We start from the raw sequence: 26,701 nt of genomic DNA, 5'->3' as shown, positions 1-26,701 counted from the left end.
GGCCTCCCATGCGACAGCTCTGCGCCATCCTTGTTGCCGGTCTCGCCACGCCGCCCCTCGCCACGCCCGCCCTCGCCGAAGCGCCCGCGCCCGCCCTCGGGCTCGAGCTGAACACGGTCACCGAGGCCGAGGGCGCCTGCCGGCTGACCTTCCTTGCCGAGAACGCGCTCGGCGCCGATCTCGACGCGCTGGTGCTCGAGGCGGTGCTGTTCACTACCCAAGGCACGGTCGACCGGCTGACACTGTTCGACTTCGGCGCGCTGCCCGCGGGCCGCCCCCGCGTGCGCCAGTTCGACGTGGACGGGATGTCCTGCGATGCGCTGGGGCAGGTGCTGGTGAACGGCGCGACGGAGTGCGCAGGCACGGGGCTGGCGCCCGGCGCCTGCATCGAGGCGCTGCGCCTGTCGAGCCGGACGGGCGTCGAGGTGGCGGGATGAGCGGGGAGGCCATCCTCGCGCCGCTGAGGGAGGTCTGGGCGCTCGGCGGGCCGGTGGTGGCCCTGCTGATCGCCGTGTCCGTGGTCACGCTCGCGCTAGTGCTCGCCAAGATCTGGCAGTTCCGCGCCGCGGGCGTCGGGCAGCACCGGGCGCTGAGGCAGGCGCTCGGTCAGTGGGACGGGGGCGAGGCGCGGGCGGCGCTGGGTTCCCTCGCGGGGTCGCCGAGCTACCTCGCCGCCGTCCTGCGCCTCGGGGTGGAGGGCGCCCCGGCACGGCGGCTCGAGGCCGAGGCCGAGGCGCGCTTCGCCCAGCTCGAGCGCGGCTTCCGCCTGCTCGACTCGGTCGCCCAGCTCGCGCCCCTGCTGGGGCTCTTCGGCACGGTGCTCGGCATGATCGAGGCGTTCCAGGCGCTGCAGGAGGCCGGCGCGCAGGTCGACCCGTCGGCGCTGGCGGGCGGCATCTGGGTGGCGCTGCTCACCACGGCCGTCGGCCTTGCCGTGGCGATGCCCACGTCGCTCGCGCTGTCGTGGTTCGAGGGGCGGATGCAGGCCGAGCGGGTGCTGGCCGACGAGGCCATCGCCCGGCTCACGGCGCCCGCACAGCCCGCAGGGGCGCTCGCCCGTGCCGGTTAGGGCCGGATACCGCCGGCGGCGGCTCTCGCTGACGCCGCTGATCGACGTCATCTTCCTTCTGCTGCTGTTCTTCATGCTCTCCTCCACCTTCACCCCCTTCGCGGAACTGCAGCTCGGCGCCTCCGGCCCGGGCGCCGCCGCCCCGGACGCGCCGCCGCTCTTCCTGCACGTCGGCGAGGCGGAGCTGTCTCTCAACGGCACCCCGGTCGCACTCGCGGCGCTCGCGGCCGAGGCGGACGCGCAATCCGGCGATGACGGCGCCCTCCTCGTGAGCCTCGGCCCCGGGGTGAGCGCGCAGCGGCTGACCGACGTGCTGGTGGCCCTCGAGGCGGCGCGGACGCTCTCGGTGACGGTGCTCGGCCGATGAGCCTCGCGCGGGGCAGGACCACCAAGCGGACGCGCGAGCCCACGATCGCGCTGATCAACGTGGTCTTCCTGATGCTCGTCTTCTTCATGGTCGCGGGCAGCATCGCCCCGCCGCTCTCGCGCGACGTCCGCCTCGTCGAGGCCGCCGGGCTCGGCCGCGCCGCGCCGCCCGACGCACTCGTGCTGATGTCGGACGGCACGTTGCGCCATCGCGGCGCCGAGGTGGCGGATCCGATTGCCTGGTTCGCGAAGAGCGGTCGCCCTGAGGCGCGCCTTGTCCCCGACCGGGCTGCCCAAGCCGCGCGCCTCGTCGAGATCGCCGCTGCATTGCGGCGGGAAGGCGCGACGCGCGTGCTCATCGTGACCGAACGGGGGCTGCGATGACGCGCCTGCCGCCCACGGTCCTCGCCGCGGCGCTCGCCGCCTCGGCCGGCCTGCACCTCGCCTCGCTCGGGCTCCTGCGCGACGCGCCGACCGTTCGGCAGGAGGGCGGCGCCCCCGCCTCGGTGGCCGCGCTCGGCACCAGCTTCGCCGACCTCGCGGCGGGCACGATCCCTGCCGCGGCGCCGAGCGAGACGGCCCGGGCCGCTCAAGCGACGCCAGCCACCACGCCCGCGCCGGTTGCGTCCGATCCGGTCCGGGCGCCGCGTGCCGCTCCAGCGGCGCAGCCCGAACCGGCGGAAAGACCCGCCGCCGCAGCCCCAGCCGAGCGCCCGGCCACAACGGAGCCGCCGCCGCGCCCGGTGGCCCAGTCCGTCGCGCCGGGCATCGCTTCGCTGCAGGAGGCCGCCGCGCCCCCGCCGCCGGTGCCCGCGCGCGCTGCCAGGACGTCAGACGTCGCGCGAGGCGCCGCCGCCTCATCGATGGCGCCGTCTCCCGTGCCGCAGGCCGATGGACCGGCCCCCGTTCCGCCCCGGGTCGCGACGGTCGAAGAGGTTGCCGCAGCACCACCGGTTTCCGTCGGCAGCCGCGTGGTCGCCGCGTCGGACCTTGCGCCGGAGGCCTCTCTGCGCCCGCCATCGCGGCCAGTGTCGCGCCCGCCCCCTCCGGCCGATACGCCCCGGCGCGTCGAGCAGACGCCGCGCAGCAGCGCCGCGCCCGAAGGCAACGCCGACCGCTCCGCCCGCGCGGGCCAGGATTCCGGGCGCCGCGACGCCGAGGCGGCGCGCGCCGCCAACCGGCCTGCGACCGACGCCGCCTCGGGCAACGCGGCCGCTTCGTCCTATCCCGGTCTCGTCATGCGTCACGTCTCGCGCGCGCGCCGCCCCGATGTGGCGGCGCGCGGCGCGGCGCGCGTCACCTTCCGCATCGCCGGGTCTGGCGCGCTGGCCGGGGCGAGCCTGTCCCGCAGCTCGGGCTCGGCCGCCCTCGACCGCGCCGCCCTCTCGGTGATCCGCCGCGCGGCGCCGTTTCCGCCGCCTCCCCCGGGCGCTGCCCGTACGTTCACCGTCGAGATCCGTGGCCGCTGACGGGCGGGTTCGGCGGCGGGACGGATTGCCCGCAAGGTCAGCGCGCCCGCGTCGTGGTGACGCTGCCATGCGGGTGCGCTTGTCATGTCCGAGCGATTTTGTCACCCTTTTTGCGTTCCCAGCCAGCCCCGTGGGGCGAGCCCGGGGGTGCACGCCGCGCCCTGACGGACACGGCCGGCCCGGCGGCGCACCCGGTCCGGCGCAAAGCTCACGAGGATCCCATGAAATCCACGCTTCTGGCCACCGCCGCCATCGCGCTCGCGGCTCCCGCCCTCGCGCAGGGGAGCGCGCCGGACCGGGCCGCGGTGCTCGACACCTATGCCGACATCGCCGAGGCGGCCTACGCCGACAGCCTCGCTTCCGCGCGTGACCTTCAAGCCGCCGTCGACGCGCTGATCGCCGAGCCCTCGCCGCAGGCCCTGCAGCGGGCCAAGGATGCCTGGATCGCCGCGCGCGTGCCCTACCAGCAGACCGAGGTCTACCGCTTCGGCAACCCGATCGTCGACGACTGGGAGGGCAAGGTGAACGCCTGGCCGCTCGACGAGGGGATGATCGATTACGTCGCCGGCTTCGGCGGATCGGACGAGAACCCGGCCGGCTCGCTCAACGTCGTCGCCAACGAGACCTTCACGCTGTCGGGCGAGGAGGTGGACGCGAGCGAGATCACGCCCGCCCTGCTGGAGGAGACGCTGCACGAGGCCGACGGCATCGAGGCCAACGTCGCCACCGGCTACCACGCGGTCGAGTTCCTGCTCTGGGGGCAGGACCTGAACGGCACCGGCCCCGGCGCCGGTGAGCGGCCCTGGACGGACTACGCCGCGGGGGCCGACTGCACGAACGGCAATTGCGACCGCCGGGCGGAGTACCTCAAGGCCGCGACCGACCTCCTGGTCTCCGATCTCGAATGGATGGCCGCCCAGTGGCAGGAGGGCGGCGCGGCCCGTGCGGCCGTCATGGAAGACGCGGCGGCCGGGCTCTCGGCGATCCTGACCGGGATGGGCAGCCTCTCCTACGGCGAGCAGGCCGGCGAGCGGATGCGGCTGGGGCTGATGCTGAACGATCCCGAGGAGGAGCATGACTGCTTCTCCGACAACACGCACAACAGCCATTACTACGACGGTCTCGGCATCAGGAACGTCTATATCGGGGAGTATGTCGGCATCGACGGCCGGCTCGTCTCCGGGCCCTCGCTCTCCGATCTGGTGGCGGCGGCGAACGCCGATCTCAACGAGGAGATGAAGGACCGGCTCGACGCGAGCATGGCCGCGCTCGGCCGGATCAAGACGGCCGCCGAGGCGGGCTTTCACTACGACCAGATGCTCGCCCGCGGCAACGAGGCCGGCGAGCGGCTGATCATGGGCGGGGTGGTGGCGCTGATCGACCAGACCCGCACGATCGAGCGCATCACCGCCGAGCTCGGCGTCGACGGAATCACCATCGAGGGCTCCGACAGCCTCGACGACCCCGAAGCCGTGTTCCAGTGACGCCACCGGCCCGGCCCGGCCCGCGCCCGGGCCGGGCGCTTCCTCACGGGGTCGCCATGATCGTCCTGCGCACCTCTCTCGCCGTCCTCTGCACGGCCCTCCCCGCCGCCGCCGGCGCGCAAGTCCTCGACGACGTGCATCTCCAGGTCGTCCCCCGCACCGACGCGGAGCGCGCCCGCATCGCCGCCGTCACCGCCCCGCCGGAAGATTTCTCGGCACCGGAGCGCTTCGAGACGATGTCCGGCGGCGCGGCGACGGTGCGGGCGACGGACAATGCAAACGCCTTCTCGCTGCCCTCGGCCAATCTCGGCCCGGAGGGCGAGTTCGATTTCTTCCTCGGCAACGGCCTGTTCAAGAAGCTCTGGGTCTCGTCGCCGGCCTCCACCAAGGCCTCCGACGGGCTCGGGCCGCTCTTCAACGCCCGCTCCTGCCAGCGCTGCCACATCAAGGACGGGCGCGGCCACCCGCCCGAGGGCCCGGACGACGACACCACCTCGATGTTCCTGCGTGTCTCGATCCCCGGCGGGCCCGAGGACGCCATCGCCGGCATCGAGGGCTACCTCGCCACCCTCCCCGAGCCCACCTATGGCGGCCAGATCCAGGACAAGGCGCTGCCCGGCCACGAAGCCGAGGCGCGGATGGAGATCACCTACGAGGAGATCCCCGTGGAACTTGCGGACGGCACGATCGTCTCGCTGCGCAAGCCGACCTACCGTGCCGCCGATCCCGGCTACGGAGACTTCCACCCCGAGGCGATGGTCTCGCCCCGCGTCGCGCCGCAGATGATCGGGCTGGGGCTGCTGGAGGCGATCCCGGCCGACGAGATCCTCGCCCGCGCCGACCCCGACGACGCCGACGGCGACGGCATCTCGGGCCGGGCGCAGATCGTATGGTCGACGGTCCACGACCGCCCCATGCTCGGCCGGTTCGGGCTGAAGGCCGGCAACGCCACGATCCTCGACCAGTCGGCCAGCGCCTTCGCCGGCGACATAGGTATCTCCACCCCCGTCTTTCCGGCCGCCCACGGCGACTGCACGGTGAACCAGGCCGTCTGCCGCGACGCGCCCCATGGCGACGGCGACGCGCGGGGGCACGAGATCGACGCCGAAGCGCTGCGCCTCGTGGAGTTCTACAGCGCCAACCTCGCCGTGCCCGCCCGCCGCGACGTGGGCGACCCCCAGGTGCTGCACGGCAAGCGGATCTTCCACGAGACCGGCTGCGCCTCCTGCCACACGCCCAAGCATGTCACCGCGCGGCTGGAGGGGCGGGACGAGCATTCCTTCCAGCTGATCTGGCCCTACACGGACCTGCTGCTCCACGACATGGGCGAGGGGCTGGCCGACAACCGCCCCGAGGCCCGCGCGAACGGGCGCGAATGGCGCACGCCGCCGCTCTGGGGCATCGGGCTGACCGAGCAGGTCTCGGGCCACACCTATTTCCTGCACGACGGGCGGGCGCGCTCGCTCCTCGAGGCGATCCTCTGGCACGGCGGCGAGGCGCAGGCCGCCCGCGACCGCGTGGTGGAGATGCCGGAAGAGGACCGTGCCGCCCTGATCCGCTTCCTGGAGAGCCTGTGAGACACCTGATCGCCGCCGCCCTGATCGCCCTGCCGCTCGCCGCGCCCGCGCAGGAGTCGGTGATCGACCGGGCCGTGACCGGGCACATCCTGCCGGGCTACGCGCGCGCCGCCGCGGAAGCGCGGGAGCTCGCCGCGGCCGCGCAGGCCGAGTGCGCGCCGGAGAGCGAGGCGCTGCGCGCGGCCTGGCACGACGCCTTCGACGCGTGGCTCGGCGTCGCGCATCTGCAGTTCGGCCCCGCGCTGGAAGGCAACCGCCTCTTCGCCATGGGCTTCTGGCCCGACCCGCGCGGCGCCGGCCCGCGCGCGCTCGCCCGGCTGATCGGCGCGGCGGACCCGGTCGGGCGCGACCCGGCCGCCTATGCCGAGGTCTCCGCCGCCGCCCGCGGCTTCCACGCGCTGGAGACGATGCTCTTCGACCCGCGGGCGGAGACCATCGGCACCGCCGAGTACCGCTGTGCGTTGGTCCGCACCATGACCGCCGACATGGCGACCACGGTGCAGGCGATCCGCGACGGCTGGACCGGCGGCCACGCAGAAGCGCTGCGGACGGCTGGGGCCGAGGACAACGCCCTCTACCCGACCGAGGCCGACGCCCTGCGCACGCTGTTCGGCGCCGCGGCGACGGGGCTGGAGTTCAACGCCGACGCCCGGCTCGGCCGCCCCCTCGGCACCCCCGACCGGCCCCGGCCCGAACGCGCCGAGGCGCGGCTGTCGGAGCGCAGCCTGCGCAACGTCGCGTTCTCGGTCGAGGCCATCGGCGATCTGGCCCTGATACTGGCTGAGCCGGCGGGCCCGGAGGTGGAAGGGGACGTCCGCGCCCAGCTCGACCGGATCGAGACGCTCGTCGCGCGCGCAGACGATCCTGCGCTGCAGGGCGTCGCCGATCCGCAAAGCCGCCTGCGCGTCGAGGCGATCCGGAGCCGCATCGACGAGCTGCGCGGCACGCTCGCGCAGGACGTCGCCCCCGCCCTCGGCGTCGCTGCGGGCTTCAACGCCCTCGACGGAGACTGAGGAGACGCCCCATGACCACCCGCCGACGCCTGCTCGCCGGCCTCGCCGCGACCGCCCTCGCGCCGCGCCTCGGCTGGGCCGGGGCGGGCAGCCCCGCCTGGCTCGCCGCCGCGCGGGACGGGGGCGGCGCCTACCGGCTCTTCGGCCTGTCGGGGCGGGGCGCGGCCGTCTTCTCCCTCCCGCTGCCGGCGCGCGGCCACGCCGCCGCCGCCCATCCGAAGCGCCCCGAGGCCGTCGCCTTCGCCCGCCGCCCAGGCACCTTCGCCCTCGTCCTCGACTGCGCAGGGGCCCGTGTCTCCGCCGAGCTGACCGCGCCGCCGGGCCGCCACTTCTACGGCCACGGCGCCTTCTCGGCAGACGGCACGCGCCTCTACACCACCGAGAACGACACCGCCGCCGCAAGCGGGGTCATCGGTATCTGGGACGCGGCCCGGGGCTACGCCCGGATCGGCGAACTGGACAGCGGCGGCATCGGCCCGCACGAGATCCTGCGCCTGCCGGGCGCCGAGACGCTCGTCGTCGCCAATGGCGGGATCGAGACCCACCCCGACACCGGCCGCGCCAAGCTGAACCTGCCCACGATGCGGCCGAACCTGACCTATCTCGCGCCGGACGGCCGCGTACTGGACGTCGTCGAGCTACCGCCCGAGCTGCGCCTGAACTCCATCCGCCACCTCGCCGCCCGGCCGGACGGCCTCGTTGCGGCCGCGATGCAGTGGCAGGGCGAGGCGGCCGAGGCGCCGCCGCTCCTGCTCCTCCACCGGCGCGGCGATCCTCCGCGCCTTGCCACCGCTCCCTTCGCGGCGCAGCTCGCGATGCAGGGCTATGCCGGCTCGGTCGCCTTCTCGGGCGACGGACGCCGCGTCGCAATCACCTCGCCCCGCGGCGGCCAGGCCCATCTCTTCGATGCCGAGACCGGGGCCTTCGTTGCCGCCCATGCCGCGCCCGACATCTGCGGCGTCGCGCCCGCGTCCGGGGGCTTCCTCGCCACCACCGGCACCGGCCGCCTCCTCCCCCTCGGCGGCGCAGGCCCGACCGCCGATCACCCGGTCGCCTGGGACAACCACCTTGTCGCCCTGGCGTGAGGACGAAAGAGGGACGAGGCATCCGACGCGGGACCAGGCACCCACAATCTCGACTGCGATTGTTTCCCAACAGGCATGGCGATGGCCGACCTCGCAATCGCAGCGCAGGTCGAACATCTTCAGCGGAAGACAGGATGGCCGCGTTCCCACCGAGCACCAAACAATACCAGTGCTTCTGCAGCGAATGGCCGCTCCGGTGAAGCTGCGCCGCAGCGCCTCGCGCTCCGCGAAGGTCCGGTCCGGGCCGATCGCGACGAACGAGCTTGCGTCGACACCGGTCTGGGTGGCGTACGTGACGGCGGCCGTCGGGAGCTTCGGCGCGCGGCAGGGTACCGGTCGCCCTGGTTTTCGAGGGAGGCAGCGAGAGACAGGGACGGACTCGGCGTCCCAGGATCCCGAGTGGTCAAGCCGAGATCCTGCGTCCGCCGTCGGTGTCGCGGAGCAGAGGTCGATCCGGACATCCCCCTCCGGAAAAGGCAGGCTTCGCCTGTCGGTCTGAAGACCCCGAGCCGCGCAGCCGAACGAGGCAGGAGTCATCCGGCACGATGATCTGGTCGTAGCTCAGGGGTAGCCAACGGAGGACGACATGGATCTGGATGCCGAGACCCTTGGCCTCACGGCGGCCGCCTTCGCCACGGCTTTTGCCTACCTCGCTGCGCGGGCGCGGGTGAAGGCGCGGGGCGCGGAGCGGCCGCAGCGCCTCGTCTACGTGTCCGCATCGCGGCGCCGGTGAGGAGACCATCGCGGGCAGCGCCGGCGCCCCGCGTCGTGGCCGTAGGCAAGGACGTGTGGCGATGAACTGGATCGCGCTGGTCGCCATCGGAGGCGGGCTCGGCATCGCCGCGCTCGTCGGTGCCTGGGCGTGGGCGGCATGGTCGGTCGAAACCCCCGACTATGCCCTTGTCGAGCAGGACGGTGCGTTCGAGCTGCGGCGGTATCCCCCGGTGGTGGCCGCCCGCGTCGAGCGGGCCGGCGACCGCGGGACGGCCGTCCGGTCGGCCTTCGGCCCGCTGTCGCGCTACATCTTTGCCAAAGACAGGGAGGGCGAGAAGATCGCCATGACGGCACCTGTCACCCAGGAGCCCGCGGAGGCAGGCTGGGCCGTGTCCTTCCTGATGCCCGCGGGGCGCTCTGTGGCGAGCCTGCCGCAGCCGGCCGGCGACGTGCACCTGGTCGAGACGGAGGCGCGCCTCGTGGCGGCGGTGCGCTTCTCGGGCAGCTGGACAGACGCCCGGTTCGACCGCTTCGCCGAGGACCTCGACGACTGGATGCGGGCGCGCGGCCTCGTTCCGCAAGGGCCGCCGGAATATGCCTATTACAACGATCCGTTCACACCCGGCTTTCTGCGCCGCAACGAGGTACTGCGTCCGGTCTCGGAATAGCCCGGGCGGCGGCGCGCGCCCGGGCGGCTCCGACGGCCGACGGGGCCGCGTGCATCAGGGAACCATGTGCACACGACCTTCGCCCTCCCGTGCCGGTCGCCTCGTCCGTGCCGGCTTTCCATGCGCGCGGTGACGTCTACTCACGTTGCGCAGTGCCTTGACGGTCATTCCGGCGGGGCCGAAATCGTGAACATGCGCCCACCCGTCTACCTGATCCGGCGCGGTATCCACGCGCTGCCCTGAATCGGAGACGGGTGGCAATCGGGCACCTCCGCCTCCGCCTCGATCCTGAACGCCGCGCCGAAGGCAACGGCGGCCTCGCGCTCCTCCGGACCGGCGACCGGATCCGCGTCGATCTCCGCGCGCGCCGGGCGGACATGCTGGTGCCGGACGACGAGATCGCACGCCGCTGCGCCGAGCCGGAAGCTGCAGGGAGCTACCGCGCGCCGGAGAGCAAGTCGCCCTGGCAGGCGCTGTTCCGCGAGAAGGTCCGCCCCTTCGACGCGGGCGCGGTGCTGGAGGGCGCCACGGCGTATCGCGACATCGCGGCCCGGCACCTGCCGCGCGATAACCACTGAGCGAGCGTATGACCGGCCGCCTCCTCTGCCCCAGAGAGCCGCAGGTCGAGCTTCCGCGTCGAGGCGGAACCGAGTGGCGCAGGGGCTGGGGCGGCTTCGTCTCCAACGTGGCCGTCGCCGCCGCGCGGCCAGGCGCGCGCGCCGGGATACTCGCCCGGATCGGCGAGACCGAAAGGGGCTGCGCGCACATCGCTCGCCACGGCATGCGCGTTGTCAGGGGCCGCGCAGGAGGTCCACGCCCATCTGGCGGAACAGATCGACATAGTCGAGCAGCACCCAGTTCTCGATGATGCGCCCGGCTTCGCAGCGGTAGAAATCCATCACCCGCAGCGTCAGTCGCTTTCCGGTGGCCGGCACCCCCAGGTAGTCGCCGAGATGGGTCTTCGTCATCGACGGCCAGCCCGAGACGGCGGCGTAGTTGCCGTCGCCGATCCGGCAGTAATGGTTGCCCCCCCTGCGATCGGGGAAGGCGCTGAGAAAGGGGGCGCGGTGATCCTTGACGAAGCCCTCCCAGCGATAGGTCGAGCCGATCCCGCCGGGGCCGTACCACAGCATGTCCGGGTGCCAGTAGCCGCCCTCGCCCGTCTGGTCCCGGCTGTCGAACGTCTCGGGGTCGAAGTCCTGGAGATCGGCGAGCATCGCTTCGACGAGGTCGAGGCTCCGGGCGCCGTCGCCGTTCGCCGGACAGACGCCGTCATGGGTCGCCGGGCCGGGGAACAGCATCTCGGTGCCGAGCATCGGCGGAAAGGGCGGCCGGCCGGCTTGCCGCATCAGATCCGGCAGGTCGAGGATGATCCGGGCCTGCGCGATCCGCCCGCCCTCGATCCGGTAGAACTCGCCCCCGCGCAGGAAGGCCAGTCGCTGCGACGGCGGGATGCCCGCCATACGGTCCGCGAACGTTCCCACGTAGTGCGTCACGGCCGCCATCCACGTCTCGCCCTCGCCACGCCGGTTCGGCCCTCCGAGAAAGATCTCGTCGCGCCGGCGGACGGAGGTGAAGGCCCGTCGCAGCGGGCCGAAGAAGCCGCGCCCGATCGCCTCGCGCCCCTCCAGCCGCTCGATGGGGTGGGAGACGTCGAAGATGCAGTCCTCCGTGAGCACCGCGTCGAGCGCGGCCGGCATCGCCTCGTCGTCGCAGCGCAGGATCTCCTCGAGACCCGTCCGGATGCGCGCGCGGGGGTCGTCCACTTGCCTCTCCTTCCGATGTTGCACAAGATTGCAGAAAATCCTTGCCACAGCGTCAGCGGCTTCGCTATGCAGGTTTGCAATCGTGTGCAAGCCGGCAGGGGGAGCGGCCATGGCGCAGGTGCAACTGCGGAACATTTCCAAGCGCTGGGGCTCCTTCGTCGGCGTCGCCAACTTCGATCTCACGATCGAGGACCGCGAGTTCCTCGTGCTTCTCGGCCCCTCCGGCTGCGGCAAGACGACCACGATGCGGATGATCGCCGGGCTGGAGGACGCCACCGAGGGCGAGATCGTCATCGGCGACCGGGTGGTGAACGACCTCGAGCCGAAGGACCGCGACGTGGCGATGGTCTTCCAGAGCTACGGGCTCTACCCGCATCTCAACGTCTACGAGAACATCCGCTTCCCACTGAAGGTGCGCAAGGCGGCCCCCGGGACCCACGAGGACAAGGTGATGCGGGCCGCCCGCATGGTTGAGCTCGAGCCCTTCATGCACCGCCGGCCCGCCGAGCTCTCGGGCGGCCAGCGCCAGCGCGTCGCGCTCGCCCGCGCCATCGTGCGCGAGCCGAACGTCTTTCTCATGGACGAGCCGCTGTCGAACCTCGACGCCAAGCTGCGCGTCTCGACGCGGGCGCAGATCAAGAACCTCAGCCACGAACTGCAGGTGACGACGGTCTACGTCACCCACGACCAAATCGAGGCGATGACGCTGGCCGACCGCGTCGTGGTGATGAAACAGGGCGTCGTCCAGCAGGTCGGCACGCCGACCGAGATCTACGACCGCCCAACCAACACGTTCGTCGCGGGCTTCATTGGCTCGCCAGCGATGAACCTGATGGACGGGGTGCTGGAGGGTGGCACCTTCCGCGCCGAAGGCGTGGAGATCCTTGGTCTCGACGGGCCGGAGGGCCCCGTCACCCTCGGCTTCCGCGCCGAGGACGCCCACGTGACGGACGCCGCGGGGGAGATCGCCGCACCCGTCTACACGCTGGAGCTTCTGGGCGACGCCTCGATGATCACCGTGCGCGCCGGCGGCGCGCTGATCGCCGTCAAAGCGCATAAGGAATTCCGCAGCGAGATCGGGCATACGGCCCATTTCGCCGTGCCTGCCCGCATCTGCCACCTGTTCGACACGCAGACCGGGCAGCGGATCGGCGGCGGCACCTGACCGCCGCCGCCCCGACCAACGCCAACAGGGAGACCGACATGCACCTGAGATCCATGCTTCTCGCCGGCGCCACGGCGCTGACGGCCACCGGCGCCGCGGCGGAATGCGCCTTCGACAACGACACGCCCGTCAAGATGCTTTCGGCCGGGTTCGAGGCGTGGAAGAGCGTCACCGACGCCATGGCCGAATGCGGAAACTTCGAGGCCGAACTCGACCAGGAGTTCCGCACCAAGCAGCCCGCCGCCTTCGCCGCCGATCCCTCGCTCTACCATCTCGGCGGGGTCTCCAACGGCACCATCACCCCCCTGCTCAACCAGGGCACCGTGCGCCCGCTCGACGCGCTCGTCGAGGAATACGGCCAGCACCTGAAGCCCAACCAGCTGATCCGCGTGGGCGGGCAGATCATGGCTGTGGGCATGATGGTGAACACCCAGCACCTGATGTACCGCAAGGACATCTTCGACGAGCTCGGGCTCGACGTGCCCGAGACCTACGACGAGGTGCTGGAGGCCGCAGAGGTCATCGAGGAGGCCGGCGTGGTCGAGTACCCGCTCGGCATGACGATGAAGTCCGGCTGGAATATGGGGCAGGACTTCAACAACATGTTCATCGGCTACGGCGGCTGGTTCTACGACGACGAGGGCATGCCGACGGTCAACACCGAGGCCGGCGTGAACGCGCTGGAGACGATGAAGGCGCTGACCGAATACGCCGACCCCGAGGTGCTGGTGTCCGACTCTACCTACGTCCAGCAGCAGTTCCAGCAGGGCAAGATCGCCATGGCCAATCTCTGGGCCTCGCGCGGCGGGGCGATGGACAACGCCGAGGAGAGCCAGGTCGTGGGCGATGTCTACGCCGCGGCGGCGCCGCGCGCGGTCGAGGGCGGCCCGCCGGCCACCACGCTGTGGTGGGACGGCATCGTGGTCGCCCGTAACATCACCGACGCGGAGGCCGAGGCCGCCTTCCGGGTCGCGATGGAGGGCATCGACACCGAGATGGTGCAGGAGTCGAACGACGAGGCAATCTGGCTGATCGACGGCTACCAGCCCAACCGGCTGGCCGAGGGCGCCATCGCCACGGCGACCGCCCAGCCCGCGCCGCCGAGCTATCCCTCGACCAGCCAGATGGGCCTGATGCACACCGCGCTCGGCAACGAACTGCCCGCCTTCTTCACCGGCGAGCGCAGCGCCGAGGCGACGCTGGCCGCGGTCGAGGAGGCCTACATCACGGCCGCCAAGGAAGCCGGCCTGCTCGAGTGAGCAGGGCGCGGCCGGCCCCCCGGGCCGGCCGCCCGCCGCCGTCAGCGACGGCCGTCACCGCTCGGGGCGGCCACCCCACGCCGGCGGGACCGGGCCGTGGCGCCGGCGTGCTCGACTTGAGGCCGCGCGCCGCTGCGCTCGCAGCCGCAGGAGGGAATGCCATGAAGTTCCGCACCTTCGCCGCCTTCGTCGCGCCGTCGATCGTCATGATGCTGATCTTCATCGCCTTCCCGCTGGTGACGGTATTCCTCAACTCGTTCCGGATCACCCAGCCCGTCGTCGAGCAGGTGGAGGTGGAGACCTGCACCGCCGGCTTCCTCGAACAGACCTGCACCACCGAGATCAAGACGCAGCCGGTCCTCGACGCGGCCGGCAATCAGGTGACGACCACCGAATGGGTGGGCTGGCTGTCCTACGAACGTGTCCTCGGGCTCGCGGCGATGGGGGAGGCGCTCGCCGAGGGCGCCTGGGCGGGAATCCTCAACATCGACTTCTGGAAGGCGCTGCGCTTCACGCTGACCTTCACGCTGATCACGCTGCCCCTGGTGATCGGGCTCGGCCTCGCCATCGCCATCGCGGTGAACAACGCGGCCCGCTCGCTGAAGGGGCCAGTGATCTTCGTTTCGCTGCTTCCCTTCATCATCACGCCGGTGATCGGCGCGCTCTCGATCCGCTGGCTGTTCTACGGCGACGGGATCGTGACCGCGCTGCTCGAGCAGTGGCTGGCCACCGACATCTCCGTCGCCGCCAACGGCTGGGCCATCGAGATCCTGATGATGTTCTACCGGGTCTGGCACGTGGCGCCCTTCGCCTTCGTGATCTTCTACGCGGGGCTCCAGACGGTGAATCAGGACACCCTGGAATCGGCCATCATCGACGGGGCGAACCGCTGGGAGCGCCTGAAATACGTGATCGTGCCGCACCTGATGCCGCTCATCATCTTCGTGGCGCTGATCCACCTGATGGACGCCTACCGGGCCTTCGAGGAGGTCGTCGGCTTCTCAAGCCAGGCCTACCGGATCACGCTGCAATGGCTGACCTACGACCTGCTCACGCCCGACGACGCCGGCAACCGCGCGATCTCCCGCGCCTCGGCCAGCGCCATGCTGACGATGGTGGGCATCGTGATCCTGCTGATCCCGCTGTTGCGCCGCACCTGGCGCGACCACCACGGCAAGTCCTGAGGAGGCGCTGATGTCCACGCCCCGCGCCATGCGCATGCCTCTCGGCCTGAGGCTCGCCTCCTCCGGTTTCCTCGCCTTCTGGCTGCTGCTCGCCGCCTTCCCTATCCTCTGGATCGCGGTGATGAGCTTCAAGTCGCCGGTCGACGCCTTCTCCGCCAACCCTTGGGAGGTGATCACGGGGCCGCAGACAAGGGCCGACGGCGCCGGCCTCTCGCTTCTCGACATCGGGCTGGGCGCCGTCATGCTTTGGCTCTCGGCCCGCATCGCGATGCGCAGCCTCCCCCGGATCGTGGCGCAGCTCACCCCGCCCGGCCTGCTGGTCGTCGGCTGGCTGGTGGGCGCGGTGCTCTTCGCCGTCGGGTTCCTCGTGGCCTTCTTCGGCCTGCTGCCGCTGGTGGTCGCGCCGCTGGAGGCCGTGACCGGCCCGCTCGGCCGGCCCGTCCTCGGGCTGACGACGGAGCATTACGTGGCCGTATGGGTGGACAACGCCTTCTATCGCAACTTCATCAATTCGATGATCGTCACGGCCGGCGTCGTGACGATCTCGCTGACCGTTGGGACGCTGGCGGGCTACGCGCTCGCGCGGTCCGGCTCGGCGCTGGCCTTCTGGATCCTGATCATCGCGCTGGTGTTCCGCGCGCTGCCGCATTCGGTGCTGGTGGCGGGCTATCTGCCCGTCTTCATCAACTCCGCCCAGATCCTCGAGCCGATCCTTGGGGAGAACGCGCCGACGCTTTACGGCCAGCCGCTGGCGGTCATCGCGGTGCTCGTCTCGATCAACCAGCCCTTCACCATCTGGATGCTGCGCAGCTTCTTCCAGAACATCCCCGCCGAGCTCGACGAGGCCGCGCGGGTGGACGGCTGCACGCATTTCCAGGCCTTCCGCTGGATCATCATGCCGGTGATGTGGCCCGGGGTCATCACGACCGGCCTGTTCAGCTTCCTGCTGGCGTATAACGACTTCCTCGTAACCTCGCTGCTGCTCGACGCGCAGAACCAGACGATGGTCCCGGCCATCGCCGGCTACTTCAACCGCGAGACGACGACCACCGACCAGGTCGAGGCGGTCGCGGCGGCCGTCTCGATCACCGCGCCGCTGTTTCTGCTCGTGATGATTTTCCAGCGCCAGATCGTCAGCGGCCTGACGGCGGGGGCGGTGAAGGGATGAGCCGCGCCGCACGCACCGCCGCGCTCGCGCGCCACCCGGCCCTCAACCGGATGCCGCGGGATTTCCTCGACGCGGGCCTGCCCCGGCACAGCAGACTCCGCGACACATCCCGAAAGGACCGATGATGAAGGGCTCCCGTCCCGAGCAGGCCGTGCTCACGCGCGGCACGGACATGGAGAAAACAGACGAGACCCGCGCCGTGATCGAGGGCATGGTCGACGGCCTGAACGACCATCGCATCCACGATATGGGCGAGTTCTTCCACGAGAGCTTCCGCTGGATGGGCAACTATGGCTGCGGCACCAAGCACGGCCTGACGGAGTTCCAGGACAACTGGCAGCGCCCGTTCCAGGCGGCCTTCTCCGACAAGACGTGCATCGACGAGGCGCGGCTTTTCATGGGCGAGTGGGCCGCCGCCTTCGGCCGGCAGGAGGCCACCCATACCGGTCCGTTCATGGGGGTCGCGCCCACCGGCAAGCGGGTGGAGATCCGGTACATGGATTTCTGGAAGGTCGTGGACGGCCGCATCGCCGACAACTGGGTGATGGTCGATTTCCCCCACGTGCTCGCCCAGCTCGGCCGCGACGTGTTCGACGGCCATGGCTGGGAGGCGTTCGACAGGGGCGAGCGCACGCCGCCGCGCCCCGAACACGAGGAGCAGACATGACGATCGAGTATCTCAAGCGCGGCCGGCCCGAGGCCGACCGCGCGCAGGACGACGCGAAGGTCCGCCAGATCGTGGAGACCACGCTGGCCGATATCGAGGCGCGCGGCGACGCCGCCGTGCGCGAGCTGTCGGAGAAGTTCGACAACTACGCTCCCGAGAGCTTCCGCCTCACGCAAGGAGAGATCGAAACGCTGATCGGCGAGCTCTCCGACCGCGAGATCGCCGACATCAGGTTCGCCCAGGAGCAGGTGGTGACCTTCGCCCGCGCCCAGCGGGACTCGATGCAGGATATCGAGGTGGAGCCGCTGCCGGGCGTGATCCTCGGGCACCGCAACATCCCGGTGCAGTCGGTCGGCTGCTACGTGCCGGGCGGCAAGTTCCCCATGGTCGCCTCGGCCCACATGTCGGTCGCCACCGCCTCGGTCGCCGGCGTCCCGCGCATCGTCGCCGCCACGCCGCCGTGGCAGGGCAAGCCCAACCCGGGCGTCGTCGCGGCCATGCATTTCGGCGGCGCGCACGAGATTCACGTGCTCGGCGGCATCCAGGCCGTGGGCGCGATGGCGCTGGGCACCGAGACGATCGACCCCGTCCACATGCTCGTCGGCCCCGGCAACGCCTTCGTGGCCGAGGCCAAGCGCCAGCTTTTCGGGCGGGTGGGGATCGACCTCTTCGCGGGCCCCACGGAGACGATGGTGATCGCCGACGAGACGGTGGATGCCGAGATGTGCGCGACCGACCTGCTGGGCCAGGCCGAGCACGGCTATAACAGCCCTGCCGTTCTGGTGACCAACTCGCGCAAGCTGGCCGAGGACACGCTGGCCGAGGTGGCGCGGCTCCTCTCGATCCTGCCCACCGCCGACACCGCCGGGAAAAGCTGGGAGGATTACGGCGAGGTGATCCTCTGCGACAGCTACGACGAGATGCTGGAAGTGGCGAACGACATCGCCTCCGAGCACGTGCAGGTGATGACCGACCGCGACGACTGGTTCCTCGAGCACATGACCTGCTACGGCGCGCTCTTCCTCGGACCGCGCACCAACGTCGCCAACGGCGACAAGGTGATCGGCACCAACCACACCCTGCCCACGAAGAAGGCCGGCCGCTACACCGGTGGCCTCTGGGTGGGCAAGTTCCTGAAAACCCACTCCTACCAGAAGATCCTGACCGACGAGGCGGCGGCCATGGTCGGCGCCTACGGCTCGCGGCTGTGCATGCTGGAGGGCTTCGTGGGCCATGCCGAACAATGCAACCTGCGGGTGCGCCGCTACGGCGGCGAGAACGTGCCCTACGGCGCCGCCGCTCCCCACCGGGAGGCCGCGGAATGACCTACGAGGCGCCGGACAGGCACAGCCGGCACAAGGCCGCGCTCCAGCCCCTGCGCGCGGCGATGTACGACTTCGAGGAGGAAGGCGTCCGCCACGCCCTCGACGCGCTGCTCGCCGACGGGGCCGTCGTCCGCCTCGCCCATCCCTTCGGCGAGATGCCGGGGGCGGACGCCTTTTGGGACGGAGCGCTCGCGCCTCTCTTCCGCGCGTTTCCCGATCTGGAGCGGCGCGACCACATCGTTATGGCGGGCCAGACGCCGGAAGGCGCCGACTGGGTGGGCTGCGGCGGCTACTACACCGGGCTGTTCGCCGCGCCGTTCCTCGACATTCCGCCCACGCGCCACATGGCGCATATGCGCTTCCACGAGTTCTACCGCTTCGAGGCGGGGCGCGTGGTGGAGATCCAGGCGCTGTGGGACATCCCGGAGGTGATGATGCAGGCGGGCGCCTGGCCCATGGCGCCCTCGCTCGGCCGCGAGTGGCACGTCCCCGGGCCGGCCACGCAGGACGGCATCGTGCCAGGGCCGCACGACCAGGCCCGCAGCACCGAGTCCTGCCTGATCGTGGTCGACATGCTCCAGCACATGAAGAAGCACCCGGCCGAGGGGGGGCCGGAGGTGATGGAGATGCCACGGTTCTGGCACGAGCGCATGAGCTGGTACGGCCCCGCCGGCATCGGCACGGGCCGCGGCATCAAGGGCTTTCGCGACTGGCACCAGATCCCCTTCCTCGACGCCATGCCCGACCGCGGCCAGTACGTGGACGACATCACCTACCATTTCTTCGGCGACGGCGATTACGTGGGTGTCACCGGCTGGCCCAACATGATCCAGACGCTCAGCCAAGACGGCTGGCTCGGCATCGCGCCGGCGGGCAAGCGGATCGAGATGCGCAGTCTCGATTTCTGGCGGCTGGAGGCGGGCCGCATCCGCGAGAACTGGGTGCTCGTCGACCTGCTGCACATGTACGACCAGATCGGCGTCGACGTCCTCGCGCGGATGCGGGCGTTCAACAAGGCGCGCGCGGGGTTCGACCCGGCGACGGGACGGCCGCTGTGACCGCTCTTCCCCGCACGCCCTCCTTCCGGCTCGACGGCCGGCGCGCGCTGGTGACCGGCGCCTCCTCCGGCATCGGGCTGGGCTGCGCGGTGGCGCTGGCCGAGGCGGGGGCCCATGTCACCTGCGTCGCCCGCCGGCCCGGCCCGCTGGAGGAGGCCGTGCAGGCGATGCAGGCCGAGGGCTGGCAGGCCGAGGCGCAGGCGACGGACGTCACCGACCTCACCGCGCTGCCTCGTCTGTTCGCCCGACCCTGCGACGTGGTGGTTAATGCCGCCGGCCTCGCCCGCCACGCCCCGGCGCTGGAGACCGACCCGGCCGACTACGACGCGGTGATGGCGGTCAACCTGCGGGCGGCGCATTTCCTGTCAGTGCAGGCCGCGACCGCGCTGCGCGAGGCGGGGCGGCCCGGCTCCATCATCCATGTCTCCAGCCAGATGGGGCATGTGGGCGGCATCGACCGGTCGGTGTATTGCGCGACCAAGCACGGCCTGGAGGGCATGGTGAAGGCGATGGCGATCGAGTGGGGGCCCCTCGGCATCCGCGTGAACACGATCTGCCCCACCTTCATCCGCACGCCGCTGACGCAGTCCACCTTCGACGACCCGGGCAAGCGCGCCTGGATCGAGAGCAGGATCAAGCTTGGTCGCGTCGGTGAGGTGGAGGACGTTATGGGCGCGGTGATGTTCCTCGCCTCCGACGCCGCGGCGCTCGTCACCGGCGCGGCGCTGATGATCGACGGCGGATGGACGGCGGGCTGATGGTGAAGGTCTCGGCGCAGGACGTGGCGGACCGGGCGGGGGTGAGCCGCTCGGCGGTGAGCCGGGTGTTCACCCCCGGCGCCTCGGTTTCGGCCAAGACCGCCGAGAAGGTGCGCCGGGCCGCCGCCGAACTCGGCTATCGCCCCAACGTGCTGGCGCGCTCGCTCATCACCGGGCGATCGCGGATCATCGGCCTCGTAGTCGCCTATCTCGAGAACTATTTCTACCCCGAGGCGCTGGAGAAGCTCTCCAACGCCCTGCAGGCCCGCGGCTACCACGTGCTGGTCTTCATGGCCTCGCAGACAGCGGGCAACATCGACGAGGTGCTGGAGGAGATCCTCGACTATCAGGTGGACGGCATCATCGCCGCCTCGGTCGCGCTGTCCTCCGATCTGGCCACGCGCTGCCGGGCGGCAGGCGTGCCGGTGGTTCTGTTCAACCGGTCCCAGGACATCGCCGGCGTCGCCTCGGTCTCGTCCGACAATTACCGCGGCGGCGCCGAGGTCGCCCGGTTCCTGCTGGCCGGCGGGCATGCGCGCATCGGCTACATCGCCGGCTGGGAGGGCGCCTCGACTCAACGCGACCGCGAGGCGGGCTTCCGCGACGGTCTTGCCGAAGGCGGGCAGGGCCTCCACGCCCGCGCGGTCGGCGACTTCCACCACGACCGCGCCCGCGCGGCCGCGCGGGCCATGTTCTCTGGCCCCGACCGGCCCGACGCGGTGTTCGTGGCGAACGATCACATGGCCTTTGCTGTGATGGACGTGCTGCGCTTCGAGCTGGGGCTCGCCGTTCCGGGAGATGTCTCGGTCGTGGGGTTCGACGACGTGCCGCCGGCCGCCTGGCCCGCCTACGCGCTGACGACAGTGCGCCAGCGCGCCAACCTGATGGTCGAGCGTACCGTCGAGGTGCTGCTGGCGCAGATCGAGGACGGCGCCGCCGACGCGCCCCCCAGCGTGATCCCCGCCCCGCTCGTGGTGCGCGGCTCGGCCCGGGTGCCGGAAGGATGGACGACATGAAGGATTTCGACCCGCAGTTCCGAGACTTCCCCGATTACATCCTCGGCATCACGAAGGAGATCTGGGAAGATCGCGGCATAGCCACCCTGCACCGCTACTACGCGCCCGACATCGTGGTGCGCTCGCCGGCCTCGGTGGTGGTGGGCAATCAGGGCGTGATCGCCGCGACCATGGCGACGCTCGCCGAGTTCCCCGACCGGCAGCTTCTGGGCGAGGACGTGATCTGGTCCGGCACGCCCGAGGAGGGGATGCTGAGCTCGCACCGCATCCTGTCCACCGCCACGCATCTGGGTGACGGTGTGTACGGCGCAGCCACGGGTCGGCCGCTGCGCTACCGCATCATCGCGGATTGCCACGCCCGCGCCAACGCCATCGACGACGAATGGCTGATCCGCGATCAGGGCGCGATCGTCCGCCAGATGGGATGGGAGCCGCAGGATTACGCCCGCGCCCTCATCGACCGCGAAGGGGGGGCAGGGCACTGCGTGAAACCGCTGACGCCCGAGACCGACATCGCCGGCCCCTACGCGGGCGTCGGCAACGCCGACGAATGGGGCGCCCGCTACGCCGACATCCTGACGCGGATCATGGGCGCCGACATGGCCGTAATCCCCGCCGAGTACGACCGAGCCGTGCAGTCGGAGTATCCCGGCGGCACGACGGGGCACGGCCGGGAGCCTGTCGATCGCTTCTGGATGGGCCTGCGGGCGGCCTTTCCCTCGGCCGAGTTCAAGATCCACCACGTCATCGGCCGGCACGATCCGCTCATGCCGCCCCGCGCGGCCGTTCGCTGGTCGCTCTGGGGCAGGCACGACGGCTGGGGCGCGTTCGGCCCGCCGACCGGCGCGCCCGTCTATGTGCTGGGCATCAGCCACGCCGAGTTTGGCAGCCTCGGCGCCGCGCCCCCGAGGCTGCGCCGCGAGTTCACGCTCCACGACGAGACGGCGATCTGGAAGCAGATCGCCCTGCATACCGGCTGATCGGGCGCCCGCCCGACGCGGCCGCAGACAAGGAGGAGAGGATGGAGACCGACACGCTCGACCGCCCCGTCGAGATCACGCCCGCGGCCATGGAGGAGCGCATCGTCCGCTACGGCGAACTCGTGCCCTGCCGCACCGCCTTCATCGACGCCCACACGCCGGGCTCCGACAAAAAGGAGAACTTCACCATCATCGGCGGCGGCGTCTCGGAAAGCGCCGACCAGCACGTGCACATCCAGCTTCCGCACGGGTTCAACATCGGCGCGGCGGGCCAGCCGCCGCTCTGCCGCAATTCGCTGCACAGCCACCGCACGGCGGAGGTGTTCTTCGTCCTGTCGGGGCGCTGGCGCTTCTTCTGGGGCCGCTGGGGCACCGCGGGCGAGGTGGTGCTGGAGGAGGGCGACATCTTCAACATCCCCACCGGCATCTTCCGCGGCTTCGAGAACATCGGCGACGATTACGGGATGATCATGGCCATTCTGGGCGGCGACGACGCCGGCGGCGGCGTGATCTGGGCGCCGCAGGTGATCGAGGACGCGCGCGACCACGGCCTCGTCCTCGGCGACAACGGCAAGCTCTACGACACCAAGAAAGGCGAGGCGCTGCCCGACGGCGTCGGGCCGATGCCGCTGCTGACCGACTCCGAACTCGCCGCCTTCCCCGAGCCGGGTGCGGAGGACGTGATCCCGCGCCACGTCGCCCGCTACTGGGATCTCGTCGCCCTCGCCGGCGGGACGCCGGCCCGGGTGATCGGCGCCGAGGCGAAGCTGCGCGATCGTCCCGGCTTCGAGGTGGATCTCGTCACCCGCGCATCCTCCGGCGAGGAGATGCAGGCCCACGCGCGCCCCTCCGTGCTGATGCCGCTGCGCGGCTACTGGCGCGTCGGCTGGCCCGGCGGTTCGGTGGTCCTCAACCCCGGCGACACCATGTCGGTGCCCGAGAACCTGCCGCATTCCGCCGTGCCGAGCATGACCGGCGAGGCCGCGCTCTACCGCGTCGTCGGCACGGACGACCCTGCCGGGGCGACATGGACGGGCTGACCGCCTCTGCCATCCGCGGCGTCTACGAGCGGCAGGCGGCGGCTTACGACGGCCAGCGGTCGCGGGCGCTGTTCGAAGCGCGCTGGCTGGCGCGCTTCGCCGCCTGCCTGCCCGCGGGCGGCCGGGTGCTCGATCTCGGCTGCGGCGCGGGAGAGCCCATCGCGCGCTGGTTCATGGCCGAGGGCTTCCCTGTCACCGGCGTCGACTTCTCCGCCGCCATGCTGGGGATCGCCCGCGTGCGCTGGCCCGAGGGCGACTGGCGCGAGGCCGACATGCGCGCCCTCGATCTTGGCGAGAGCTTCGACGGCATCATCGCTTGGGACAGCTTCTTCCACCTCTGCCCCGGCCATCAGCGCGCCTGCATCTCGCGCATGGCCCGCCACCTCGCGCCGAACGGCGCGCTCCTGCTGACAGTCGGCCCGGATGCGGGCGAGGCGGAGGGCACGGTGGGGGGAGAGCCCGTCTACCACGCCTCGCTCTCGCCGGCCGGTTACGCGACCTGCCTCGAGGAGAACGGGATGCGCCTGACCGGCTTTCTCGCGGAAGACCCCGAAACCGACCACCACAGCGTGCTGATGGCGCGCAAGACCTGAAGAGACGATCCATGCCCATCCTCGCAACCCATGTCGGCTCCCTCCCCCGCTCGCAGGAGGTGGTGGACTTCATCTTCGCCCGCGAGAGGGGCGAGCCCTACGACGTGGCCGCCTTCGACGAATGCATGACCCGCGCCGTGTCGGAGACGGTGCGCCGGCAGGTTGAGGCCGGCATCGACATCGTCTCAGACGGGGAAACCTCCAAGATCTCCTACGCGACCTACGTCAAGGACCGCTATACCGGTTTCGCCGGCGACAGCCCGCGCAACGCGCCCGCCGATCTCAAGATGTTTCCCAGCTTCCTGGAGCGCATCGCGCAGTCGGGCGGCACGCCGCAATACGCCCGGCCGATGTGCGTGGGCGAGGTCAGGCCCAAGGGCGGCGACGACCTCGACAAGGATATCGCCAATCTCACCGCGGCCATGGCCGAGCATGGCGCCGAACGCGGCTTCATGAACGCCGCCTCGCCGGGGGTGATCTCGCTGTTCCTGCAGAACGACTTCTATCCCAGCCGCGAGGCCTATCTCGCCGCCCTCGCCGACGCGATGCAGGCCGAGTACGAGGCGATCGTCGCCGCCGGCCTCGACCTGCAGCTCGACTGCCCCGACCTCGCCCTGTCGCGCCACATGCTCTTCACCGACCTGTCCGACGACGAGTTCGTGAAGATCGCCGATTCCCATGTCGAGGCGCTCGCCCACGCGCTGCGCAACATCGACCCCGCCCGCGTGCGGCTGCATATCTGCTGGGGCAACTACGAGGCCCCCCATGTCTGCGACATCGACATGGACAAGGTGTTCGCCACGCTGATGAAGGCCCCCGCCCGGCACCTGCTGTTCGAGGCGTCGAACCCGCGCCACGCCCACGAATGGACGGTCTTCCGCGACCGACGCGCCGAGATCCCCGAGGACAAGGTGCTGGTGCCCGGCGTGGTCGACACCACGACCAACTTCGTCGAACACCCGCGGATCGTGGCGCAGCGCCTGGAACGGTTCGCGTCGGTCGTCGGCGAGGACCGGGTGATGGCGGGCTCCGATTGCGGTTTCGGCACCTTCGCCGGCTACGGCGCGGTCGACCCGGACATCGCCTGGGCCAAGCTCGCCTCGCTTTCCGAGGGGGCGGGCCTCGCCTCGGCATGACGCCGCTGGTGCTGCTTCCCGGCATGATGTGCGATGCGCGCCTGTTCGCGCCCCAGATCGGCGCGCTGTCGGGGCGGCACGCGATCCACTGCGCCCCCATCGGCGGGCACGACAAGATGCCCGCGCTGGCGGCCGAGGTGCTGGCCCACGCCCCCCCGCGCTTCGCCCTCGCCGGGCTGTCGATGGGCGGGATCGTGGCGATGGAGGTAGTGCGGCAGGCGCCCGATCGCGTGGAGCGCCTCGCGCTGATGGATACCAACCCGCTGGCCGAGGCCCCGGAGGCGCAGGCCCGCCGGGCGCCCCAGATCGCGGCCGTCGAGTCCGGCGATCTGCGCAGGGTGATGCGCGAGGAGATGAAGCCCAACTACCTTGCCGAGGGCCCCGGCCGGCAGGCGATCCTCGATCTGTGCATGGAAATGGCCGAGGACCTCGGCCCGCAGGTCTTCGTCCGCCAGTCGCGCGCCCTGCGCGACCGCCCGGACCAGACGGAGACGCTGCGCGCCTTTCGCGGCCCGGCGCTCGTCCTCTGCGGCCGCCACGACGTGCCCTGCCCGGTCTCCCGCCACGAGCTGATGCACGACCTGATCCCGGGCTCGCGGCTGCAGATCGTGGAAGAGGCGGGCCACCTGACCACGCTGGAGGCGCCCCGGCGCGTCTCCGCACTCCTGGAGGACTGGCTCACGACATGACCGACCAGACGCTGATCGAACTGATGCGGACCGTCGACACCCCGACTGTATGCAACGCCGTCGAAGTGGCGCAGGGCCGCCGGGGCTTCGACCGCTTCACCCGCGGCACGCCCGTCGCCTCCCACCCCGGCGCACCGCCGATGGTGGGGTTCGCCCGCACGGCCCGTCTTGCCGCCGTGGCGCCGCCGACCGACCCGCCCGAGACCGTGCGCGAGCGCCGGATGGCATATTACCGCTACATGGCCGAGGCGCCGGCGCCCGCCGTCGCCGTGGTCGAGGATCTCGACTGGCCCGACTGCGTCGGCGCCTACTGGGGCGAGATCAACACCAGCGTGCACAAGGGCTTCGGCCTGCAGGGCGCGCTGACGAACGGCGTGGTCCGCGACCTCGGCGATCTGCCCGAAGGGTTCCCGGTGGTGGCGGGCTCGGTGGGCCCCAGCCACGCCTTCGTGCATGTCCGCGAGATCGACGTGCCGGTGCAGGTGCTGGGCCTGCGCGTCGCGCCGGGCGATCTCGTCCATGCCGACCGGCACGGCGCCGTCGTCGTCCCGCCCGAGGTGATCGCCGATCTGGCCAGCGCGATCGCGCGCCTGCTGGAGACCGAGAAGATCGTCCTCGACGCCGCCCGCGCGCCCGGCTTCGATTTCGACGCCTTCGCGCGGGCCTGGGCGGCTTTCGAGCGCGCACGGACCTGACCGCCCCCGGCCAGTCGGCGTCTCGAGCGCCACCAGCACGCCCGGCAGTTGGTGTTCGTCCCCGAGGATCGCGCGCCAGAGTTGACGGCCCCTGACGCGCTGCGCGACATGAAAGCTTCGCGCGTCAGGGGCCATCGACCATACCCTCGACCTTCCGAAGCTCCTGTGGTGTCAGACAGGCGAGAAGGCGGCCGAACTCGCTTGGATCGAAGCAGGGCATGGCAGGTCTCCGGCAGGCTCAGAAGCCTCCGATCATATTCCACTGAGGAAAAGAGCAAGGAGAGAACAAACGTGGTGTACTGCCACCGCCCCGCACGGTGTGCCGAGGGCAACGACACCGCACGTCACCCGGCCGATCAACGCGCTACGGTGATTCCTCAGGTTCGCCTTGTTACGGCATCTTGGCAATGTCGAGCGCTACCAGGACGGCGCAATCCGGCATCTCCTCGGTCAAGGTCGTGGTCGGTCTCCCCGACGATGGCGTTTGGTCACTTCATCATAGTGGACCGCGAGCCCGGCCGTGACGGGCCAATTCAAGATGGGAAGGCGAGGGCCGGAGCGCGCCGTCGTACTTTTTCCCGGTTCAGGCCGCGCGTGGCAGCTCGCGACCGGCTGTCTGCCGGTGCAGGCCGCCGAAGTTCGACAGTTGATCCGATAAGCGATTGATATTGTTGGCGGGGAGTTCGCGTTTTTGTGACGACAAGGTGCGTCAGGCGGGTTTCGGCAGGCTCAATGCTTCGAACAGGTCGAGTTGCTC

Annotated in this window: 28 protein-coding genes; 27 read left to right on the top strand and 1 reads right to left on the bottom strand. The window is 71.1% G+C overall.

The genetic code is table 11. The features are described 5' to 3' along the window. The first annotated feature begins 8 nt into the window (after window positions 1-8). From DLJ49_RS16575 to DLJ49_RS16525, 12 genes are all read left to right on the top strand, one after another. Entirely contained in the window at window positions 9-437 is a 429-nt protein-coding gene (locus tag DLJ49_RS16575; RefSeq protein WP_115394666.1) for a hypothetical protein, read from the top strand. Further along, a complete protein-coding gene (locus tag DLJ49_RS16570; protein WP_115394665.1) occupies window positions 434-1,069 on the top strand; it encodes a MotA/TolQ/ExbB proton channel family protein in 636 nt (211 codons plus the stop codon). The genes DLJ49_RS16575 and DLJ49_RS16570 overlap by 4 nt, the downstream gene beginning before the upstream one ends. After that, window positions 1,059-1,436 carry a biopolymer transporter ExbD gene (locus DLJ49_RS16565; RefSeq protein WP_369932633.1) on the top strand — a complete coding sequence of 126 codons (378 nt, stop codon included), beginning with the start codon at window positions 1,059-1,061 and terminating at the stop codon, window positions 1,434-1,436. Before DLJ49_RS16570 ends, DLJ49_RS16565 begins: the two co-directional genes overlap by 11 nt. Next, window positions 1,433-1,819 (top strand): ExbD/TolR family protein, encoded by a 387-nt coding sequence (locus tag DLJ49_RS16560; protein ID WP_115394664.1) that lies wholly within the window; start codon window positions 1,433-1,435, stop codon window positions 1,817-1,819. The genes DLJ49_RS16565 and DLJ49_RS16560 overlap by 4 nt, the downstream gene beginning before the upstream one ends. Continuing rightward, window positions 1,816-2,904: an energy transducer TonB family protein gene (locus DLJ49_RS16555; protein ID WP_115394663.1), complete on the top strand. Its 1,089-nt coding sequence runs from the start codon at window positions 1,816-1,818 to the stop codon at window positions 2,902-2,904. Before DLJ49_RS16560 ends, DLJ49_RS16555 begins: the two co-directional genes overlap by 4 nt. A 221-nt stretch (window positions 2,905-3,125) precedes the next feature. After that, entirely contained in the window at window positions 3,126-4,388 is a 1,263-nt protein-coding gene (locus DLJ49_RS16550) for an imelysin family protein (RefSeq protein ID WP_115394662.1), read from the top strand. A gap of 56 nt (window positions 4,389-4,444) precedes the next feature. Further along, entirely contained in the window at window positions 4,445-5,965 is a 1,521-nt protein-coding gene (locus DLJ49_RS16545; RefSeq protein ID WP_115394661.1) for a di-heme oxidoreductase family protein, read from the top strand. Next, window positions 5,962-6,978 (top strand): imelysin family protein, encoded by a 1,017-nt coding sequence (locus DLJ49_RS16540; protein WP_115394660.1) that lies wholly within the window; start codon window positions 5,962-5,964, stop codon window positions 6,976-6,978. The genes DLJ49_RS16545 and DLJ49_RS16540 overlap by 4 nt, the downstream gene beginning before the upstream one ends. A gap of 11 nt (window positions 6,979-6,989) precedes the next feature. Further along, window positions 6,990-8,063 carry a DUF1513 domain-containing protein gene (locus tag DLJ49_RS16535; protein ID WP_115394659.1) on the top strand — a complete coding sequence of 358 codons (1,074 nt, stop codon included), beginning with the start codon at window positions 6,990-6,992 and terminating at the stop codon, window positions 8,061-8,063. A gap of 586 nt (window positions 8,064-8,649) precedes the next feature. After that, window positions 8,650-8,796 carry a hypothetical protein gene (locus DLJ49_RS21845; RefSeq protein WP_158547492.1) on the top strand — a complete coding sequence of 49 codons (147 nt, stop codon included), beginning with the start codon at window positions 8,650-8,652 and terminating at the stop codon, window positions 8,794-8,796. A gap of 61 nt (window positions 8,797-8,857) precedes the next feature. Then, the gene (locus tag DLJ49_RS16530) at window positions 8,858-9,445 is read left to right on the top strand and encodes an SOUL family heme-binding protein (protein WP_115394658.1); all 588 of its coding nucleotides are present in this window, start codon (window positions 8,858-8,860) and stop codon (window positions 9,443-9,445) included. 254 nt (window positions 9,446-9,699) lie between these two features. Then, window positions 9,700-10,023, top strand: a complete 324-nt coding sequence (locus DLJ49_RS16525) for a dihydroxy-acid dehydratase domain-containing protein (protein ID WP_369932629.1) — start codon at window positions 9,700-9,702, stop codon at window positions 10,021-10,023. 213 nt (window positions 10,024-10,236) lie between these two features. Here DLJ49_RS16525 and DLJ49_RS16520 read toward each other — a convergent pair whose 3' ends face one another. Further along, on the bottom strand, window positions 10,237-11,211 hold the full coding sequence (locus DLJ49_RS16520) for a nuclear transport factor 2 family protein (protein ID WP_233489153.1): 975 nt from the start codon (window positions 11,209-11,211) through the stop codon (window positions 10,237-10,239). Between the two features lie 109 nt (window positions 11,212-11,320). Here DLJ49_RS16520 and DLJ49_RS16515 point away from each other — a divergent pair, with 109 nt between their 5' ends. The 15 genes from DLJ49_RS16515 (at window position 11,321) to DLJ49_RS16445 (ending at window position 25,944) form a co-directional block, all read left to right on the top strand. Next, window positions 11,321-12,376 carry an ABC transporter ATP-binding protein gene (locus DLJ49_RS16515; protein ID WP_115394656.1) on the top strand — a complete coding sequence of 352 codons (1,056 nt, stop codon included), beginning with the start codon at window positions 11,321-11,323 and terminating at the stop codon, window positions 12,374-12,376. A 38-nt stretch (window positions 12,377-12,414) separates the two neighbouring features. Next, window positions 12,415-13,635, top strand: coding sequence for an ABC transporter substrate-binding protein (locus DLJ49_RS16510; protein ID WP_115394655.1), 1,221 nt, complete (start codon window positions 12,415-12,417; stop codon window positions 13,633-13,635). A gap of 161 nt (window positions 13,636-13,796) precedes the next feature. Then, window positions 13,797-14,819 (top strand): carbohydrate ABC transporter permease, encoded by a 1,023-nt coding sequence (locus DLJ49_RS16505; RefSeq protein ID WP_115394654.1) that lies wholly within the window; start codon window positions 13,797-13,799, stop codon window positions 14,817-14,819. 10 nt (window positions 14,820-14,829) lie between these two features. Beyond that, complete coding sequence (locus DLJ49_RS16500; protein WP_115394653.1) at window positions 14,830-15,987, top strand: carbohydrate ABC transporter permease; 1,158 nt, start codon at window positions 14,830-14,832, stop codon at window positions 15,985-15,987. A 124-nt stretch (window positions 15,988-16,111) separates the two neighbouring features. Then, on the top strand, window positions 16,112-16,654 hold the full coding sequence (locus tag DLJ49_RS16495) for an ester cyclase (protein WP_115394693.1): 543 nt from the start codon (window positions 16,112-16,114) through the stop codon (window positions 16,652-16,654). Next, entirely contained in the window at window positions 16,651-17,979 is a 1,329-nt protein-coding gene (gene hisD, locus DLJ49_RS16490) for a histidinol dehydrogenase (protein ID WP_115394652.1), read from the top strand. Before DLJ49_RS16495 ends, hisD begins: the two co-directional genes overlap by 4 nt. Beyond that, the gene (locus DLJ49_RS16485) at window positions 17,976-19,037 is read left to right on the top strand and encodes an ester cyclase (protein WP_233489151.1); all 1,062 of its coding nucleotides are present in this window, start codon (window positions 17,976-17,978) and stop codon (window positions 19,035-19,037) included. Before hisD ends, DLJ49_RS16485 begins: the two co-directional genes overlap by 4 nt. Then, complete coding sequence (locus DLJ49_RS16480; RefSeq protein WP_115394651.1) at window positions 19,034-19,795, top strand: SDR family NAD(P)-dependent oxidoreductase; 762 nt, start codon at window positions 19,034-19,036, stop codon at window positions 19,793-19,795. Before DLJ49_RS16485 ends, DLJ49_RS16480 begins: the two co-directional genes overlap by 4 nt. Continuing rightward, entirely contained in the window at window positions 19,780-20,811 is a 1,032-nt protein-coding gene (locus DLJ49_RS16475) for a LacI family DNA-binding transcriptional regulator (RefSeq protein ID WP_115394650.1), read from the top strand. Before DLJ49_RS16480 ends, DLJ49_RS16475 begins: the two co-directional genes overlap by 16 nt. Then, window positions 20,808-21,791, top strand: a complete 984-nt coding sequence (locus DLJ49_RS16470) for a nuclear transport factor 2 family protein (RefSeq protein WP_115394691.1) — start codon at window positions 20,808-20,810, stop codon at window positions 21,789-21,791. Before DLJ49_RS16475 ends, DLJ49_RS16470 begins: the two co-directional genes overlap by 4 nt. Before the next feature lie 41 nt (window positions 21,792-21,832). Next, window positions 21,833-22,831, top strand: coding sequence for a cupin domain-containing protein (locus DLJ49_RS16465; RefSeq protein WP_369932624.1), 999 nt, complete (start codon window positions 21,833-21,835; stop codon window positions 22,829-22,831). Continuing rightward, complete coding sequence (locus DLJ49_RS16460) at window positions 22,819-23,424, top strand: class I SAM-dependent DNA methyltransferase (protein ID WP_115394649.1); 606 nt, start codon at window positions 22,819-22,821, stop codon at window positions 23,422-23,424. Before DLJ49_RS16465 ends, DLJ49_RS16460 begins: the two co-directional genes overlap by 13 nt. A gap of 11 nt (window positions 23,425-23,435) precedes the next feature. After that, on the top strand, window positions 23,436-24,560 hold the full coding sequence (locus DLJ49_RS16455) for a cobalamin-independent methionine synthase II family protein (RefSeq protein ID WP_115394648.1): 1,125 nt from the start codon (window positions 23,436-23,438) through the stop codon (window positions 24,558-24,560). After that, a complete protein-coding gene (locus DLJ49_RS16450; protein ID WP_115394647.1) occupies window positions 24,557-25,249 on the top strand; it encodes an alpha/beta fold hydrolase in 693 nt (230 codons plus the stop codon). The genes DLJ49_RS16455 and DLJ49_RS16450 overlap by 4 nt, the downstream gene beginning before the upstream one ends. After that, window positions 25,246-25,944, top strand: coding sequence for an RraA family protein (locus tag DLJ49_RS16445; RefSeq protein WP_115394646.1), 699 nt, complete (start codon window positions 25,246-25,248; stop codon window positions 25,942-25,944). The genes DLJ49_RS16450 and DLJ49_RS16445 overlap by 4 nt, the downstream gene beginning before the upstream one ends. The last annotated feature ends 757 nt before the right edge of the window (window positions 25,945-26,701 follow it).

Origin of the sequence: Rhodovulum sp. 12E13, assembly GCF_003340565.1 — a bacterium.
Classification (GTDB): Bacteria; Pseudomonadota; Alphaproteobacteria; order Rhodobacterales; family Rhodobacteraceae; genus HLUCCA09.
Note: the sequence above shows the minus strand (reverse complement) of the source record. Positions and strands in the feature narration are given on the sequence as shown.

What these genes read in the sequence shown, in the direction of transcription:
- DLJ49_RS16515 (WP_115394656.1), top strand. Translation starts at nt 11,321, where the DNA reads ATGGCGCAGGTGCAACTGCGGAACATTTCCAAGCGCTGGGGCTCCTTC.
- DLJ49_RS16575 (WP_115394666.1), top strand. Translation starts at nt 9, where the DNA reads ATGCGACAGCTCTGCGCCATCCTTGTTGCCGGTCTCGCCACGCCGCCC.
- hisD (WP_115394652.1), top strand. Translation starts at nt 16,651, where the DNA reads ATGACGATCGAGTATCTCAAGCGCGGCCGGCCCGAGGCCGACCGCGCG.
- DLJ49_RS16470 (WP_115394691.1), top strand. Translation starts at nt 20,808, where the DNA reads ATGAAGGATTTCGACCCGCAGTTCCGAGACTTCCCCGATTACATCCTC.
- DLJ49_RS16485 (WP_233489151.1), top strand. Translation starts at nt 17,976, where the DNA reads ATGACCTACGAGGCGCCGGACAGGCACAGCCGGCACAAGGCCGCGCTC.
- DLJ49_RS16450 (WP_115394647.1), top strand. Translation starts at nt 24,557, where the DNA reads ATGACGCCGCTGGTGCTGCTTCCCGGCATGATGTGCGATGCGCGCCTG.
- DLJ49_RS16455 (WP_115394648.1), top strand. Translation starts at nt 23,436, where the DNA reads ATGCCCATCCTCGCAACCCATGTCGGCTCCCTCCCCCGCTCGCAGGAG.
- DLJ49_RS16505 (WP_115394654.1), top strand. Translation starts at nt 13,797, where the DNA reads ATGAAGTTCCGCACCTTCGCCGCCTTCGTCGCGCCGTCGATCGTCATG.
- DLJ49_RS16495 (WP_115394693.1), top strand. Translation starts at nt 16,112, where the DNA reads ATGAAGGGCTCCCGTCCCGAGCAGGCCGTGCTCACGCGCGGCACGGAC.
- DLJ49_RS16510 (WP_115394655.1), top strand. Translation starts at nt 12,415, where the DNA reads ATGCACCTGAGATCCATGCTTCTCGCCGGCGCCACGGCGCTGACGGCC.
- DLJ49_RS16555 (WP_115394663.1), top strand. Translation starts at nt 1,816, where the DNA reads ATGACGCGCCTGCCGCCCACGGTCCTCGCCGCGGCGCTCGCCGCCTCG.
- DLJ49_RS16545 (WP_115394661.1), top strand. Translation starts at nt 4,445, where the DNA reads ATGATCGTCCTGCGCACCTCTCTCGCCGTCCTCTGCACGGCCCTCCCC.
- DLJ49_RS16530 (WP_115394658.1), top strand. Translation starts at nt 8,858, where the DNA reads ATGAACTGGATCGCGCTGGTCGCCATCGGAGGCGGGCTCGGCATCGCC.
- DLJ49_RS16445 (WP_115394646.1), top strand. Translation starts at nt 25,246, where the DNA reads ATGACCGACCAGACGCTGATCGAACTGATGCGGACCGTCGACACCCCG.
- DLJ49_RS16465 (WP_369932624.1), top strand. Translation starts at nt 21,833, where the DNA reads ATGGAGACCGACACGCTCGACCGCCCCGTCGAGATCACGCCCGCGGCC.
- DLJ49_RS16560 (WP_115394664.1), top strand. Translation starts at nt 1,433, where the DNA reads ATGAGCCTCGCGCGGGGCAGGACCACCAAGCGGACGCGCGAGCCCACG.
- DLJ49_RS21845 (WP_158547492.1), top strand. Translation starts at nt 8,650, where the DNA reads ATGGATCTGGATGCCGAGACCCTTGGCCTCACGGCGGCCGCCTTCGCC.
- DLJ49_RS16500 (WP_115394653.1), top strand. Translation starts at nt 14,830, where the DNA reads ATGTCCACGCCCCGCGCCATGCGCATGCCTCTCGGCCTGAGGCTCGCC.
- DLJ49_RS16460 (WP_115394649.1), top strand. Translation starts at nt 22,819, where the DNA reads ATGGACGGGCTGACCGCCTCTGCCATCCGCGGCGTCTACGAGCGGCAG.
- DLJ49_RS16475 (WP_115394650.1), top strand. Translation starts at nt 19,780, where the DNA reads ATGGACGGCGGGCTGATGGTGAAGGTCTCGGCGCAGGACGTGGCGGAC.
- DLJ49_RS16535 (WP_115394659.1), top strand. Translation starts at nt 6,990, where the DNA reads ATGACCACCCGCCGACGCCTGCTCGCCGGCCTCGCCGCGACCGCCCTC.
- DLJ49_RS16570 (WP_115394665.1), top strand. Translation starts at nt 434, where the DNA reads ATGAGCGGGGAGGCCATCCTCGCGCCGCTGAGGGAGGTCTGGGCGCTC.
- DLJ49_RS16550 (WP_115394662.1), top strand. Translation starts at nt 3,126, where the DNA reads ATGAAATCCACGCTTCTGGCCACCGCCGCCATCGCGCTCGCGGCTCCC.